Source organism: Cytobacillus gottheilii (genome assembly GCF_001636345.1).
Classification (GTDB): domain Bacteria; phylum Bacillota; class Bacilli; order Bacillales; family Cytobacillaceae; genus Cytobacillus; species Cytobacillus gottheilii.
Genome location: NZ_KV440945.1, coordinates 1,031,775 through 1,046,175 on the forward strand (window position 1 = coordinate 1,031,775; position 14,401 = coordinate 1,046,175).

The 14,401-nt window shown below is 39.0% G+C and carries 18 protein-coding genes; 11 read left to right on the forward strand and 7 right to left on the reverse strand.

Annotated features, from left to right (window positions below):
* Window positions 1-16: 16 nt before the first annotated feature.
* Window positions 17-637, reverse strand: coding sequence for a YhcN/YlaJ family sporulation lipoprotein (locus A6754_RS04855; protein ID WP_066442776.1), 621 nt, complete (start codon window positions 635-637; stop codon window positions 17-19).
* A gap of 125 nt (window positions 638-762) precedes the next feature.
* Between A6754_RS04855 and A6754_RS04860 the strand changes: the two genes are divergently transcribed.
* Window positions 763-1,038, forward strand: coding sequence for a YutD family protein (locus A6754_RS04860; protein ID WP_066442777.1), 276 nt, complete (start codon window positions 763-765; stop codon window positions 1,036-1,038).
* Between the two features lie 91 nt (window positions 1,039-1,129).
* Here the strand turns inward: A6754_RS04860 and A6754_RS04865 are convergent, their stop codons facing one another.
* Both A6754_RS04865 and A6754_RS04870 read right to left on the reverse strand, forming a co-directional pair.
* Complete coding sequence (locus A6754_RS04865; protein WP_066451382.1) at window positions 1,130-1,417, reverse strand: cytosolic protein; 288 nt, start codon at window positions 1,415-1,417, stop codon at window positions 1,130-1,132.
* 80 nt (window positions 1,418-1,497) lie between these two features.
* A complete protein-coding gene (locus A6754_RS04870; RefSeq protein ID WP_066442778.1) occupies window positions 1,498-1,764 on the reverse strand; it encodes a DUF3055 domain-containing protein in 267 nt (88 codons plus the stop codon).
* 184 nt (window positions 1,765-1,948) lie between these two features.
* On the opposite strand from A6754_RS04870, the gene A6754_RS04875 reads away from it, so the two are divergent.
* From A6754_RS04875 to A6754_RS04885, 3 genes are read left to right on the forward strand one after another with little or no spacing between them, the layout of a single operon-like run.
* Complete coding sequence (locus tag A6754_RS04875) at window positions 1,949-3,256, forward strand: EAL domain-containing protein (protein WP_066442779.1); 1,308 nt, start codon at window positions 1,949-1,951, stop codon at window positions 3,254-3,256.
* 17 nt (window positions 3,257-3,273) lie between these two features.
* Entirely contained in the window at window positions 3,274-3,711 is a 438-nt protein-coding gene (locus A6754_RS04880) for a DUF86 domain-containing protein (protein WP_066442780.1), read from the forward strand.
* Window positions 3,712-3,740: 29 nt separating this feature from the next.
* Window positions 3,741-4,505 carry a TIGR01457 family HAD-type hydrolase gene (locus A6754_RS04885; RefSeq protein ID WP_066442781.1) on the forward strand — a complete coding sequence of 255 codons (765 nt, stop codon included), beginning with the start codon at window positions 3,741-3,743 and terminating at the stop codon, window positions 4,503-4,505.
* 54 nt (window positions 4,506-4,559) lie between these two features.
* Here A6754_RS04885 and A6754_RS04890 read toward each other — a convergent pair whose 3' ends face one another.
* Window positions 4,560-5,060: a phosphatidylglycerophosphatase A family protein gene (locus A6754_RS04890; RefSeq protein WP_066442782.1), complete on the reverse strand. Its 501-nt coding sequence runs from the start codon at window positions 5,058-5,060 to the stop codon at window positions 4,560-4,562.
* Between the two features lie 198 nt (window positions 5,061-5,258).
* Between A6754_RS04890 and yutH the strand changes: the two genes are divergently transcribed.
* The 4 genes from yutH to thrB all read left to right on the forward strand — a co-directional run bounded on the left by yutH (window position 5,259) and on the right by thrB (window position 9,736).
* A complete protein-coding gene (gene yutH, locus A6754_RS04895) occupies window positions 5,259-6,266 on the forward strand; it encodes a spore coat putative kinase YutH (RefSeq protein WP_066442783.1) in 1,008 nt (335 codons plus the stop codon).
* 190 nt (window positions 6,267-6,456) lie between these two features.
* Window positions 6,457-7,755 carry a homoserine dehydrogenase gene (locus A6754_RS04900; protein WP_066442784.1) on the forward strand — a complete coding sequence of 433 codons (1,299 nt, stop codon included), beginning with the start codon at window positions 6,457-6,459 and terminating at the stop codon, window positions 7,753-7,755.
* Window positions 7,752-8,813 carry a threonine synthase gene (gene thrC, locus A6754_RS04905; protein WP_066442785.1) on the forward strand — a complete coding sequence of 354 codons (1,062 nt, stop codon included), beginning with the start codon at window positions 7,752-7,754 and terminating at the stop codon, window positions 8,811-8,813. The genes A6754_RS04900 and thrC overlap by 4 nt, the downstream gene beginning before the upstream one ends.
* Window positions 8,810-9,736, forward strand: a complete 927-nt coding sequence (gene thrB / locus A6754_RS04910) for a homoserine kinase (RefSeq protein ID WP_066442786.1) — start codon at window positions 8,810-8,812, stop codon at window positions 9,734-9,736. Before thrC ends, thrB begins: the two co-directional genes overlap by 4 nt.
* A 16-nt stretch (window positions 9,737-9,752) precedes the next feature.
* On the opposite strand, the gene A6754_RS04915 is transcribed toward thrB, so the two are convergent.
* A complete protein-coding gene (locus A6754_RS04915) occupies window positions 9,753-9,992 on the reverse strand; it encodes a NifU family protein (RefSeq protein WP_066442787.1) in 240 nt (79 codons plus the stop codon).
* A 150-nt stretch (window positions 9,993-10,142) separates the two neighbouring features.
* On the opposite strand from A6754_RS04915, the gene A6754_RS04920 reads away from it, so the two are divergent.
* The gene (locus tag A6754_RS04920; protein WP_066442788.1) at window positions 10,143-10,466 is read left to right on the forward strand and encodes a YuzD family protein; all 324 of its coding nucleotides are present in this window, start codon (window positions 10,143-10,145) and stop codon (window positions 10,464-10,466) included.
* A 178-nt stretch (window positions 10,467-10,644) separates the two neighbouring features.
* On the forward strand, window positions 10,645-11,295 hold the full coding sequence (locus A6754_RS04925; protein WP_066442789.1) for a DUF4309 domain-containing protein: 651 nt from the start codon (window positions 10,645-10,647) through the stop codon (window positions 11,293-11,295).
* A gap of 535 nt (window positions 11,296-11,830) precedes the next feature.
* On the opposite strand, the gene A6754_RS04930 is transcribed toward A6754_RS04925, so the two are convergent.
* A complete protein-coding gene (locus tag A6754_RS04930) occupies window positions 11,831-12,898 on the reverse strand; it encodes an NAD(P)/FAD-dependent oxidoreductase (RefSeq protein WP_066442790.1) in 1,068 nt (355 codons plus the stop codon).
* Window positions 12,899-13,275: 377 nt separating this feature from the next.
* On the opposite strand from A6754_RS04930, the gene A6754_RS04935 reads away from it, so the two are divergent.
* Window positions 13,276-13,515 carry a YuzB family protein gene (locus A6754_RS04935; RefSeq protein WP_066442791.1) on the forward strand — a complete coding sequence of 80 codons (240 nt, stop codon included), beginning with the start codon at window positions 13,276-13,278 and terminating at the stop codon, window positions 13,513-13,515.
* A 101-nt stretch (window positions 13,516-13,616) separates the two neighbouring features.
* Here the strand turns inward: A6754_RS04935 and A6754_RS04940 are convergent, their stop codons facing one another.
* Window positions 13,617-14,303 (reverse strand): DUF2225 domain-containing protein, encoded by a 687-nt coding sequence (locus tag A6754_RS04940; protein ID WP_066442792.1) that lies wholly within the window; start codon window positions 14,301-14,303, stop codon window positions 13,617-13,619.
* Window positions 14,304-14,401: the final 98 nt, after the last annotated feature.

Below are 14,401 nucleotides of genomic sequence, written 5' to 3' on the forward strand. Positions count from 1 at the left end.
TGATTTTTTCATGAATTTAAAGATTATTTTCATCCATTGTTCCCTGATCCGGGTCTCCCTTTTTCTTTACACCCTGAGGAGATTTCTGCAGTTCCTTAATAAGCTGACTGATGCCGTAATCTGCATTTTCACTATTGGAATCCATGGTGGCATAGCTTTCTACTGTTTTACGCAAATTTGTATTATCACTTACATATATGTGATACCAGCTCGGAACAACTGACAAGGCCATTCGTTTGACCTGATCCGCTGTATAGTTTCGATCCTCTGTATCTGCGTCATAAATAATAATGACTTCTTCATCTGTAACCAAAGTAGATACATCATCGACGTTTGGCACCTCTGTTGAATATTTACTGATTATATCAGCCAATTGTTCGCGATCAATTGCTGCATAATGCTCATTGGCAACACTTTCTCCGAGAACAGGACTGCGCTGGTGACGTACATAACCAAAGTCTTCACTGACATCATCACGGTCGCCATCGTTTCCTTGATGATACAATTCAGCTCGCTGGTCGTTTACATTAATAGTGTTGCCGCTTTCCTGATAAAGATCATTTTGGGCACTATCATTTTGACAGCCTGTTAGGGCAGTTAATCCACAAAGACAAAGAAAAATAAATGTTTTTTTCATCATAAACACCTCCAGTACTATTAGAATTGCCTTATGTTTTATTTTTTTCTCTTAGTAATTGATGGAGAATCAGTTATAATTTAATTAACGAAAACAATTGAACTTGCTTCCAAAGAGGTGAAAGTATGATTTGCATTAATAATTTATGCTATGAAGTGGTTGAAGAGCAGCGCGATGGCTTTAATGAGGAAGCTTTCAAGGGCAGATTTAGTGAAATTTTAGCCCGATATGATTATATCGTTGGGGATTGGGGCTATGGGCAGCTGCGGTTAAGAGGTTTTTTTGATGATCAAAACCATAAAGCAACCTTCGATACAAAAATAAGCACGCTTACGGAATACTTATATGAGTATTGTAATTTTGGCTGTCCTTATTTTGTGGTTAAAAAGATAAGTAAATAACATATGTAATCACTTTGATTTCTTTGTTCTTAAATTAAAGCCCAAGAATTTTATTAAATTCTTGGGCTTTTTAAGAATATTCTTTTTATCCTTAGGTTTCCGTATATGGCTGCTCTTCATTTACATCTGGATCATCATGTGTTGGGTGGGCGCCATCCATTTGTCTGGGCAAATTTTGATGAAGCGACTTAAATTCATAATTAAAAGCACTATAAGGGCGCTGTCCCTCTTCCCATGGTGTGCTTTTATTCTGGACAGGTTCAGTGGCATTAATTGGAGACCCGTACGGTCCTTCTGGTAAATCTTCCGGGATAATAAAATTTTTCTGTGTTTCTGCATTGGAAAAGTCTGTATATGCTTCTTGTTCTTTGTCAGACATCATGACATCACTCCAATGAAAAAGTAGCGAAGAAGTTCCGCATTAATAGCATTTGCGGCTTTACAAACATATATTCAGTCTTAAATTACCTCATAAAGAAACGTACGCAGCTCTGCAGCATCTTCCTCTGAAAGCTGGTAAATGGATTCAAGATATCCCTCTTCCTCTAGGTCATCGCTTCCGATAATCGCAAAACGGCTGCCTTGCAGGTCAAGGACAAGCTGTTTTCCATAAAACCGGTTTGAACGGATTAACGCTAAGTCGAAGCGCTTATTTTCACCCATAAAACTAATGAATCTGGTTTTTGTATCCTCAAGATCATCATAAAGAAAAAAACGTTCAGACATTTCAAAATCTCCTTTAATTCTCATAATTGCTCATCTCATTCTATATCTTAACAGATTTGTTGCATTTTAACGGGTAAGCGGAAGAAAACACCGTATTTTTAATGGAAAAAACCGCTAAAGTATGCATATTATGATACAATTGAATCAAAATAAATCGATGTTTGCTTCTGAGAGGAATGGGACAATGGCTGGTCAAATAATAAAAAAAGTAAAAGCGCTTTTTCAATGGGGGAAAATTCTTCTTCCGCTAAATCAGCTGCGCTATTTTCCACCAAGGTTTGTAATTCGTGATCCGATTGCAGAAGGTGTAAAAAAAGCTTTTAAAATGGATTTTGAAACTGCGGTGATCGTCTATAATATTAAGAATCTGCAGGAGCTATCCGATCAGCTTGGTGAAACAGAATATGTCCGTTTCATTAGCTTAATGAAAAAGACCTTTCAAAAGGTAATTGCACAGGAGGTAAATGACGATTTAATTGCATTGCATGACTATTATAGTGATGGATTAGCCTTATTTATTAGAGTAAATCATAATATACATAGCGTGTCTGATATTGACAGCACAATGAAAAAAATATTGCGTGAATCTGAAAAAATGATGTTTCCTGAATTAGGGCAAATAAAGCCTAAATTCGAAACTGGATACATGTTTATTCAGCGAAAGCACTATTCTATACAAGAATCAATTTACAAAGCCCATCAGCAGGCAGTAGCAATGGCAGAAAAAAGAGTAAAAACAGAATTTAATGAAATGGTATATTCCATCAGCAAAATTATTTCCCAAAAAGATATACATATCCTGGCACAGCCGATTATTACCCTTGCCACAGGGGAAGTTAGAGCATGGGAAATGCTTACAAGAGGTCCGAAGGGAACAACATTAGAGAATCCGCTTCAGCTTTTCTCCGTTGCGAGACAAACTGGAATGCTATACAATCTGGAAATGATTGTTTTCGAAAAAATACTGCAGCAAATTATTGCTACAGGCTGCACACAGGAAATTTTCATTAATTTCACTCCAATTACACTGGGGAATCAGCGATTTGTCAGAGATATAAAGGAGACGCTTCAAAGACATAGCGAAATTTCTCCAAAGCAAATGATTTTTGAAATTACTGAACGCGATTCAATTGAAGGGATGGACCATTTTATTTACAATATAAAAGTGCTTCGTACTCTAGGCTTTAGAATTGCTATTGACGATACTGGTGCGGGATATGCGAGTTTAAATTCGATCAGTGAAATTTTGCCGGATATTATAAAAATTGACCGTGCTGTTATTCAGGATATTGACAAAAATACAGTAAAAGAATCCTTGCTGAAAGGACTGCTGCTGGTTGCAAAAGAAACAGGTTCAATTGTAGTAGCAGAAGGAATTGAGAGCAAAGAAGAGGAATCCGTCCTTGCACGGAATAAGGTAGACCTTGCACAAGGCTACTTGTATGCGCGTCCGGGTGTACTTAACAGATCTTTAGAAATCGCAATGGATTAAAAGGATAGGTGAGATAAATGTACTTTGTTGATCGCAACAAGATAGAGGACACACTACAGCATTATAATAGCCAGCTCCTGCTATTCAAGCAGCAGTCTGAATGGACAACTCCGATTGAAAAGGCGGCACTGGAAAGAGTCACACATATTATGATTGAAGCGATTCTGGACACAGGAAATGCCATGATTGATGGTTTTATTATGCGGGATCCTGGAAGCTATGATGATATTATCGACATCCTTGAAGATGAAAAGGTTATCGAAGATACAATGAGCAGCGGAATGAAGGAATTCATATCCTACCGTAAAATACTTGTGCAAGACTACATAAATATAGACCATCAGCAGCTGCTGACTATAACCAAAAACAACTTACATATTTTAGAGATATTCCCTGAGAAAATCAGGAATTACTTAACAAATGAACTCGGACCTGTTTCTGCATTCAAAGAATAGGATTTCGACATCGTTAGGAGGCTGTAATCGTGAAAAACTACAAAGGCTATATGATTGATTTAGACGGTACGATGTATAGAGGTACTGAATTAATTCAAGAAGCAGCTGATTTTGTGCAGAAGCTGAAAGAGCGGAATATACCTTATTTGTTTGTCACAAACAATTCTTCTAAAACTCCTGAGCAGGTTGCGGAAAAGCTAAATGATTTCAGCATTGCTGCTCATAAAGATCAAGTATTTACAACAAGTATGGCAACTGCCAATTATATTGCCGAAAAGAAGAAAGATGCATCTGTTTATGTGATTGGAGAAGAAGGCATCAGAACAGCGATTGCCGAGCAGAATTTACGTTCTGCTGAGGAAGATGCTGAGTATGTTGTTGTAGGCATTGATCGAGCGATTTCTTATGAGAAGCTGGCAACAGCCTGTTTGGCTGTAAGGAATGGAGCTCAATTTATTTCTACAAACGGCGATATTGCGCTCCCGACTGAAAGAGGGCTGCTTCCTGGAAATGGTTCCATCACATCTGTTATAACGGTTTCCACACAGACTAAACCAACTTTTATCGGCAAACCTGAATCGATTATCATGGAACAGGCTTTAAAAGTGTTAGGGACAAGCCTGGAAGATACTATAATGGTTGGAGACAACTATGATACCGACATCTTAGCAGGCATGAATGCAGGAATGGATACATTGCTTGTGCATACTGGGGTTACCACAAAGGAACTCCTGCTCGGCTATGAAAAGAAACCAACCTATGTATTGGATTCACTTGCACAATGGGAGTTTTAATATAAGAAAAGATGGAGCCTAAACCGCTCCATCTTTTTTTAGTTAACCTCTTATTTATTTCTCGCCTTTAGCACTATGTGCAAGTCTGCTTGACGCAGCAGCGGCAATAGCGCCGACAATATCATCTAAAAATGTATGGCATCTGTCTGAATTTTTATCATTAAGTTCTTTTAAAATCCCTGGCTTTAACTTATCGATATAACCAAAATTGGTTAATCCAATGGATCCATATACATTCACAATAGATAAGGCCAATACTTCATCCACACCATATAATCCTTCATCAATTTCAATAATGGTTTGCAGCGGATCAAGCAGTTTCTTCTGTTCTGCAAGCATATCGAGCTGGATCCCTGTTAGAATCGCATTTTGTACTTCTCTTTTAGATAAGACGCGTTGTACATTATCTACACACGTATCCATTTGGAGGTTTGGATGATATTTTTCCTGGAGAAAGAAGACAAGTTCAGCGATGTCATTAATTTCTACTCCTCTTTCATGCAGCCATTTTCGAGCTGTCTTCTCGGTTAATGAAATTTCTTTTTCTTTACTCATTGCTGTCACCTTTTCTATTTATATTCTTCATCTATATACCCATTTTTCCAGTAATACACTTAAATAGCAAATTATATTGCTGCCGGAAATACCTCATTTTCATCTTTTCCCTGTTGAATGTACTTATACAAGTCATAAAGAAAGATTCTGCAATTTGAATCATACATATAACTATCATACGTGAAAGGGGACAATAATATGATTACAAGGCTATTAAACGAAATGTACGGAATAAAAGCTGAGGAAGAGATGAGAATTGGAAATTACGCTGCATGCAGATTTAATAATCAATATTATATGCTGGTGCCTGCTGATCATTTACAGGAAGATGAAATTATGGAGCTGGATCAAATTGCAGCACATCTCGTCAATAATGGAGAACGGCATGTCAGTACATTTTTAAAAACAAAAGAAGGAAGAGAATTCAGTAATTGGGAACAAGCGAAATATTGTGTTCTGGTCAATCAGCAGCTGGAAAGAAGGAAGGGAATGAAATGCGGCAGAAAGCTGGCAAAATTTCATTACAGAGGAAGGTCTGTTTCTTTTCCTGTTAAAAAGCTAAGCCGTATTGGTCAGTGGAAACAGATGTGGGAGACTCGATTAGATCAAATGGAAAAGGTTTGGAATGAAATGTTATTTCAAGAACCAGAAAGTGATTTTGATCGTCTTTTCCTAGAATCATTTCCCTATTATATGGGCATCTGTGAAAATGCCATTCAGTTTCTTGTGGATTCCGAATTTGATGACGAGCCAACGATGAATGACAGTGGTACAGTATGTCATGGGCGCTTCACCTCAAAAACATGGTCAGGGGCTTATTACTTAAAGAACCCATTTGAGTGGGTTTTTGATCATAGCACACGCGACCTTGCCGAATGGACCCGTGAAAGATATTTTTATAACATCAAAACATATGAACCTGAGCTAAAGCAATTTTTAAAGGAATATCAATCAATTAGCCCTCTTTCTTCGTTCTCATGGAGATTATATTACTCTCGGCTGTTTTTCCCGCTTCATTATTTTGAATGCGTTGAAGCCTATTATAGCTCCAGTTCAGAACAGGAAAAACATATGCTCGAGGAACGCCTGGAAAAGTATCTGCAGCAGTCAGTTGACCATGAACGCTTTCTGGCTGGATTTTTTGAGTTAGCAGAGGTTCCGCGTAAACAATGGAATATTGCTGTACCAGAATGGCTGTATGTGTAAAAGCAGGGGAATTTCCTCTGCTTTTATTTTTTGATTGCTGATTTTTTATAAGAATTGAACTGTTTTTTCCTCAATTAGACAAAAGTTTTCTTAAAATTCTTATTGTAATGTCAGTTATTCAATATTATAATGTCTACTATAGAAAAACAATTGTTCTTTTAAGGTGAACATTTAAAGGGGAGAAGACTCGATGAACGGAATCTCGATCGGATTATTAGGACTTGGAACAGTAGGTTCAGGTGTCGTAAAAATTATAAAAAATCATCAGGATAAACTGATGCATCAAGTTGGCTGCCCTGTTTCCATTAAGAAGATTCTTGTTAAAGATGTACATAAACAGCGCGCAGTAGAGGTTGATTCTTCACTGGTCACAACAGATCCAGATGAGGTGATCAATGATGCAGATATTGATGTCATTATTGAAGTTATGGGCGGTGTCGAAGAAACAAAGGAGTATTTGCTGACTGCCTTAAAAAATCGGAAGCATGTAGTGACAGCAAATAAAGATTTAATGGCCGTTTATGGACCAGAATTACTTGCTGTTGCATCACAATATGGCTGTGATTTGTTTTATGAAGCAAGCGTGGCAGGCGGAATCCCGATCTTAAGAGGGCTTGCCGATGGACTTTCCTCAGATCGTATTACAAAAATGATGGGTATTGTCAATGGAACGACCAATTTTATCCTAACAAAGATGAGCCAGCAAGGATTAGCCTATGAAGATGTGCTTAAAGAAGCCCAGGAACTTGGCTACGCGGAGAGTGATCCAACTGCTGATGTAGAAGGACTTGATGCAGCAAGGAAAATGGCCATTCTATCTACTCTCGGCTTCTCGATGAATATTGATTTGGATGATGTAAAGGTTAAAGGCATTTCAAGTATTACGGAAGAAGATCTGGCATATGGAAAGCAATTTGGCTATTGCATGAAACTGATCGGCATTGCCGAACGAGATGGTGAAAAGGTAGAGGTAAGTGTTCAGCCTACATTGTTAGCCAAATCACATCCGCTGGCATCTGTGCAAGATGAATACAATGCAGTGTATGTATATGGAGAGGCGGTTGGCGAAACGATGTTTTACGGACCAGGTGCAGGCAGTATGCCAACTGCAACAGCAGTTGTTTCTGATGTTGTTGGTGTTATGAAAAATATGCGTCTAGGGGTAAATGGCAAAAGTGCAGTGACACCTCAATATGAGAAAAAATTAAAGAGTGCTGATGAAATTTTTTCTAAATACTTTATGCGCATTCATGTAAAAGACCAGGTTGGCGTTTTTGCTAACATTACAAGCATTTTTTCTGATTATCATGTCAGCTTCGAAAAAATTCTGCAGCTTCCCCTTGAAGAAGAGGGAATGGCAGAAATAGTCGTTGTTACACATAAGGCAGCATTAAGCGATTATGAAAATATCCTCGTACAACTGCGGGATTTAGAACCAGTTCATACAATTAAAAGCTCTTACCGAGTAGAAGGAAGTGTAAAGGCATGAGATGGGAAGGCTTGCTAAAAACATACAAACAATATTTGCCGGTCAATGAGGAAACGCCGCTGCTGACCTTAAATGAAGGCAATACCCCTCTCATCCGCTTGGATAAGCTTTCTAGAGACTGGGGAGTGGATTTATATGTAAAAACGGAGGGAGCGAATCCGACTGGCTCCTTCAAGGACAGAGGCATGGTTATGGCTGTTGCAAAAGCAAAGGAAGAGGGCAGTGAGGCGATTATTTGCGCTTCAACAGGAAACACTTCTGCTGCAGCTGCTGCTTATGCAGCAAGAGCGGGATTGCGCTGTATCGTCGTTATTCCTGAAGGGAAAATAGCAGCAGGAAAGCTGGCACAGGCCGTCATGTACGGTGCTGAGGTCATTTCAATTGATGGTAACTTTGATGAAGCACTATCCATTGTTCGAAATATCGCAAAAGAGGGACAAGTGACACTTGTTAACTCTGTTAATCCGTACCGGCTTGAAGGACAGAAGACGGCCGCTTTTGAAATATGCGACGGATTAGGTGGCGCACCTGATGTATTAGCATTACCTGTAGGCAATGCCGGGAATATCAGTGCCTATTGGAAAGGTTTTAAAGAATACCATCACGTAAATTCTACAGGGCTCCCGAAAATGCATGGGATGCAGGCTGCAGGGGCTGCAGCAATTGTTCACAATCGAGTTTTTGAAAATCCAGAAACAATTGCTACTGCGATCCGTATAGGAAATCCAGCCAGCTGGGATTTGGCTTCCAATGCATTACAAGAATCCAATGGAAAGATTGATGAAGTAAGTGACGAAGAGATTCTTTCCATGTACCGGAAGCTTGCTTCAACAGAAGGTATTTTTGCAGAGCCGGCTTCATGTGCATCACTGGCAGGAGTTTATAAACAGCTTCGCAATGGCGAAATTGCCCATAAGACACAAATAGTTGCTGTATTAACAGGCAATGGATTAAAAGATCCGGACACAGCAATGACAGCCAGTCTGATTCAGCCTGTACATCTTCCGAATGATGAAGATATTGTTGCTGCACATATTAAAGGAGCTGTCCATGTATGATGGAAGGGGAAATGCTGACCATTGAAGTACCTGCCAGCTCAGCTAATTTAGGGCCAGGTTTTGATTCAATTGGATTAGCGCTTAATTTATATTTAAAGCTGGAGGTAACACATTCAGAAACGTGGAAAGTCGTCCCGCTTACAAGCCAGTTAACAGACTTTCCGACAGATAAGAGCCATTTTATCTTTCAAATAGCCATGAACACAGCAAAAGCATATGGGAAGGTTCTGCCAACGTGTACAATGGAAATATCAAGTGAAATTCCACTGGCACGCGGGCTTGGCTCCAGTGCTGCTGCAATCGTTGCTGGCATTGAGCTGGCTGATGCTTTATGCGGGTTAAAATTAAGCAAACAGGATAAGTTTGGCTTAGCTTCTGCATATGAGGGACATCCTGATAATGCAGGAGCCTCACTGTATGGCGGACTTGTCATCGGAGTTATGATGGAGAGTTATACAGATGCAGTTGTTCTACATGACTTGGATTGTGAAGTCGTCGCTGCGATTCCACAGGAAGAATTGCTGACAAAAGAATCACGAAAGGTTCTTCCTAGCCACTTAAAGTTCAATGAAGCCGTAAAAGCGGGAGCAGTTGGCAATGTTTTTGTTGCTGCTTTGGCAAATGGACAATTCGAGCTGGCTGGGAAAATGATGAAGAGTGATTTGTATCACCAGCCTTATCGTAAAGAGCTTATTCCACATTTAGCCGATTTAGAGGAGAAAGCAATAAAGTACGGAGCATTTGGTGTAGCTCTAAGCGGCGCTGGTCCATCCGTTTTATGCTTTACTCGTTCTGGTTATTCAGCGGACTTAGTGAGAAAGCTGAAAGAAGAGATGCCGTTCCTGGATTTTAAATCATTGCAAATAGATCATGGCGGCAGCACAGTGGTCATGTCAAATGGAAATAAAAAAGCGATGTCCTAAGACATCGCTTTTGTTATTAAAATACTTGTTCTACTTCTACTACGCCTGGAACCTCTTCTAAAAGAGCGCGTTCAATACCAGCTTTTAACGTAATTGTTGAACTTGGGCATGTGCCGCATGCGCCTAGCAAGCGAAGCTTAACAATACCATCCTCTACATCAACGAGTTCACAATCGCCGCCATCACGAAGAAGGAACGGACGTAATTTATCTAATACTTCCTGTACTTGTTCATTCATAGTTGTTTGTTCTGCCATATGAAATCGACTCCTTTCCTACCTATATTATAATCAAATGCTTAGCAAAAATCTATTCTCAAACACGAAATTCCGCTCCTTGTAACTTTTTCATATGTTTCCTATATCGACATATTGTAAAATAGGAAGTAGAAAAAAGGAGGCAGAAAGATGAACCGTAAAGTAGAAGTAACGATCTATGGAGCAGAGGTGCTGTGCCCAAGCTGTGTAAACTTGCCTTCATCAAAGGAAACATATGAATGGCTGGAGGCTGCTATATCGCGTAAATACCCGGAACAGCCATTTACAATATCCTATGTTGATATTCATCAGCCGCCCGAAAACCAAGAAAAACAGCAGTTTGCTCAAAGAGTGATTGAAGAGGATATGTTTTATCCAGTTGTCTTAATTGAAGAAGAAATTGTTGGAGAAGGAAATCCGAAGCTAAAAACGATTTACGCTGAAATGGAGAAATACGGCTATACACCGGCATAAAAAAGATTGCAGACATGTTCTGCAATCTTTTTTAACAGCGTTTATTCATTCAATACAGTGGAATTATGCTAATAGAAGATCATTTTTTGTAATCAAAATGAAATATTTTTGTAAAATATTGAGACTTTCTCATTTCTCAGTCGTCTAATGTATGAAAGTAATTGAGGAGGGAACTATTTTGAAGAAAAAATGGTATTTATATGGATTTCTATTTCTATTGGCAGCCGGCGGTGCGATATTTTTTTTGAATAACCAAGATGAGCGGGAACAGGCAGTTGCAACCCAATCTGCAGAAGAATTAGCAACTAATGAAGTACAGAAAGGGCAAGAATCCGGTGACGATATTAAACAGAACGAAGATAATGCTGCGGTTCAACACGATGATAAAGAAACAGAAGACCAAACCTCTGAGCAAGAGACAGAGATGAATCTCGATCAGTGGCTAGAGCAAGCGCAAAATGGGGTTCTGGATGGAGTCGATGTCCAGCTTGCATCACAGATGGATGATGTAAAGCAAACGTATGGTGAACCGTTACGTACAGAGAATTATATGGAAGGCGATTATTATCATTATCAGGATTTTACAGTGATCGCTAATCATGCTGAAAAGGTTCATAGCATTAAAGTAACGGATACATTATTTCCATTTGCACTTGAGGATATCGTAAATGAATTAGGCGAAGGAAGCATATGGGTTGAACACGACGATTATACAGCTTATTCATACTCAATAGGTGAATATCGTCTCTTAGTTTATTTTCATCCAGCATCTAAAGCTGTTCAAACGATATGGCTGATTGATGATCAATTGGTGGACACGGCTTCTTAAAGAGGATTATTTTTGAGTAATCTTAAGATTATTTAAAAAAAGAGAAAAGTGCAATCTATTTTAATTAGAGATTGCACTTTTTTTATCTGTATTTTCAAAGATCCTTACTAATTATGTAATTCGACGCACCTAATAACATTGGCGTCGCTTGTTCGCCTCATACCTTTTCGATGATTGTCATAATAACACCGACTAAAACGATAACGATTCCAATTATTATTGTAATTTTGTTTCTCGTCGGAAACTTTTTGAATTTAGATATCATACGTTGTCCCCACCGCCCTTACCTTATTTTAACGTGTGTAACAATATGTAAGCAAGAGCTATCTCAAGAGAACAGCTGCTGCTCATGTACCGTATTGGATTCAAATAATGCTACTGTTATTGGATGTACTTAAGGAAATTGGCAGTGTGATATAAAAATCCAACAAAAAAAGTGCAATCTGCTGTTTTTGATTGCACTTTTCTTATTTCAAATATAAATAAAGATTGCTAAATCAACATTCTATATAACTAAATATTATTGGGTGAAAATTTATCCGTTATGATACTTATACATCCACAAAATCCCTGATTTCAAAAGACGTGCAACCCGGCCTGTGATGGCACGGTCGGCAACTAGGCCAAATCCGTGTTTTTTACCGAGGGATCCAAGCACACCTTTCAGTTTAATCGTCGGAAGTGATTCTGGAAGCTCTTCACCCTTCCAGCGCTTGACTAGGATCTGGACGATTTGCTCTGCCTGCCCTTCTGCAAGTTGTGCACTAGGCGCATGAGGGAGACTTGCACAGTCACCAACCACATAAACATGCTCATCTTCAGGCAGGTTGTGATGCTTAGTAAGCACGACGCGGCCCTGCTGATCTTTTTCAACTTCTAGAGCACGGACAATTTTATTAGGCTGAATGCCTGCTGTCCAAACGATTGCGTCCGAATGAACCGGTTCATCATGATTGTATAATACATTGTCCTCTACCTTGGTAATATTGGACCCACTGACAATTTCCACCCCATGTTCAAGGAACCAATTTTCAACATAGGTGCTCAGACGCTCAGGAAAGGCAGAAAGGATATGTTTTCCGCGGTCAAATAACTTAACATGCAGATCCGGGCGGCTTTCATATAGCTCAGAAGCGAGTTCAACTCCGCTTAAACCTGCTCCGACAATAGAAACAACTGACCCTGGAGCAAGATTGTTCAGCTTTTGATAGGTTCTTCGCGATTTTTCAATGGTCTGGATGCTATCTGTATAAATATCGGCGCCAGGAACATTGTGGTATTTATCCTCGCAGCCAAGACCTATGATTAAATCATCATATGAAACTGGCTTTTCTTCCTGCAAATATACCTTTTTCTCTGCTAGATTAATATTCGTTATTTCTCCGTACTGAATGCGCAGCCTAGGATGCTCCGGGTAGGCAACGCGTACATGCTGGTCTGAAATTGTTCCAGCTGCCAATGCATAATACTCAGTTTTTAAACAATGATAAGGTACACGGTCAATTAATGTGATTGTCACATCATCGGGAAGCTGATTTGGAAGTAGACGAGCGAGTACCCGCATGCCTCCATAACCTCCCCCTAAAATCACGAGATTTTTCATGGAAATTACCCCTTTGTCCGTACTAAAGAAATTGTCAGATTACTATTTAATGTTTTTACAGAAAAATGAGAGGCAGAATGAATAAGTGCCATGTATGCTCTCTTTGGCAACAATTCTGCTATTAAGCAGTTCGGATTATATATAATATTATGAAACATAATTCAATAAAAAGTATAACGAAATTACGGTTAAATCACAACATATATCGGTGTATTATTCATATTAGGAAGCATAAAACGCTTTCTATAAGCTGCAAATTTTTTAACCTGCTTATTTAGGTTATGCTTTTTTAAAATAATGTCGCCAGCGATTGAACTCAAAAGCTTGAACATGTTCATTAAAAAAGGTAGATTAAAGATTGTAGTGAGGTGAGGAACATGATTAAGCCTATTATTGAATTCTGTGTCAGTAATCTGGCAAGTGGTTCATACAAAGCTCTGGAAGAGCTTGAGAAAGATTATGATCTTGATGTGATTGAATACGGCTGTCTTGGTTATTGCGGAAAATGCTCTGAGCATATGTTTGCGCTGGTGAATGGTGAAGTAGTCACAGGAGATACAGCTGAGGAGCTTGTAAGCAATATATATCAATTTTTGGAAGAGAATCCAATGTTTTAAATAGATGAAAAGCTGGTTCCCTTTAGCGGACCCAGCTTTTCTTTGCATGCTCAAAAATTATGGAACTAACTTAAGAAGTCAATCTTCTAGTATAGATGACCCTAGATTTTTTCTTTCATCCGCATGGTTTGCCACTGCTCACGCGCCATTTCTATGATTTTAGGTTCAGTGCTTCTTTTTTGCTGTTCTAATACTTTTGAAAAGTATTGAATGGCAAGCTCATTCTGGTTCGTTCTTCTTGCTAACTCTGCAATTAGATATAAAACACGTATTTCGGAGATTTTTGATCCTCTAAAATCCTCATTTGTATAGGAAGCAAGGTAATTGTCAATCGCAAGCTTTAAAAAACGCTGTTCCTGCTCTTCATTAGCCTCTAATCGATATAGCCAGGCAAGTCTCATGTTAAGACCGGCAATTGTAATCCTCTTCTCTTGCTTTAAAATCGCACAATAAATAGCCAGTTTATATGTGGAAATCGCTTCTTCAGCCGTTCTAAGGCCGCTATAGCTTCTTTCCGCCCAACGGTCACACACTTCTGTTTGGATTTTGACTTCTGTTCCTGGCGGGAATAAAGAAACAAAATCCTCTGAGTACGAAAAGCCGCAGAATGGGCATGTTTGAATATAATAAAGCAGCGGGTTACTTGAGCCGGCAGAATAGCGGGGAAGAAAGTCTGAATCATACCCATCAACTTTAATAAACCGTGAACGCACCCTTTTACTCGTAAAAACCTGCTGGCACTTAATGCATTTGTATTGTTTATCATATGTAGGTTCGATTTGATTCATATGTCTTTCCTCCTGTTTTCCGGCATGTGAATTATAGTTCTATCGTATCATATAAATGAAGTGATGAGAGAAAAAAGTGTTTGTTTTTCATGTGAAAA

Coding starts and splice junctions, on each gene's coding strand:
- A6754_RS04880 (WP_066442780.1), top strand. CDS start 3,274: ATGTACTTTGTTGATCGCAACAAGATAGAGGACACACTACAGCATTAT.
- A6754_RS04860 (WP_066442777.1), top strand. CDS start 763: ATGATTTGCATTAATAATTTATGCTATGAAGTGGTTGAAGAGCAGCGC.
- A6754_RS04890 (WP_066442782.1), bottom strand. CDS start 5,060: ATGAGTAAAGAAAAAGAAATTTCATTAACCGAGAAGACAGCTCGAAAA.
- A6754_RS04855 (WP_066442776.1), bottom strand. CDS start 637: ATGAAAAAAACATTTATTTTTCTTTGTCTTTGTGGATTAACTGCCCTA.
- yutH (WP_066442783.1), top strand. CDS start 5,259: ATGATTACAAGGCTATTAAACGAAATGTACGGAATAAAAGCTGAGGAA.
- A6754_RS04875 (WP_066442779.1), top strand. CDS start 1,949: ATGGCTGGTCAAATAATAAAAAAAGTAAAAGCGCTTTTTCAATGGGGG.
- A6754_RS04920 (WP_066442788.1), top strand. CDS start 10,143: ATGAACCGTAAAGTAGAAGTAACGATCTATGGAGCAGAGGTGCTGTGC.
- A6754_RS04865 (WP_066451382.1), bottom strand. CDS start 1,417: ATGTCTGACAAAGAACAAGAAGCATATACAGACTTTTCCAATGCAGAA.
- A6754_RS04930 (WP_066442790.1), bottom strand. CDS start 12,898: ATGAAAAATCTCGTGATTTTAGGGGGAGGTTATGGAGGCATGCGGGTA.
- A6754_RS04940 (WP_066442792.1), bottom strand. CDS start 14,303: ATGAATCAAATCGAACCTACATATGATAAACAATACAAATGCATTAAG.
- thrC (WP_066442785.1), top strand. CDS start 7,752: ATGAGATGGGAAGGCTTGCTAAAAACATACAAACAATATTTGCCGGTC.
- A6754_RS04900 (WP_066442784.1), top strand. CDS start 6,457: ATGAACGGAATCTCGATCGGATTATTAGGACTTGGAACAGTAGGTTCA.
- A6754_RS04915 (WP_066442787.1), bottom strand. CDS start 9,992: ATGGCAGAACAAACAACTATGAATGAACAAGTACAGGAAGTATTAGAT.
- A6754_RS04935 (WP_066442791.1), top strand. CDS start 13,276: ATGATTAAGCCTATTATTGAATTCTGTGTCAGTAATCTGGCAAGTGGT.
- thrB (WP_066442786.1), top strand. CDS start 8,810: ATGATGGAAGGGGAAATGCTGACCATTGAAGTACCTGCCAGCTCAGCT.
- A6754_RS04870 (WP_066442778.1), bottom strand. CDS start 1,764: ATGTCTGAACGTTTTTTTCTTTATGATGATCTTGAGGATACAAAAACC.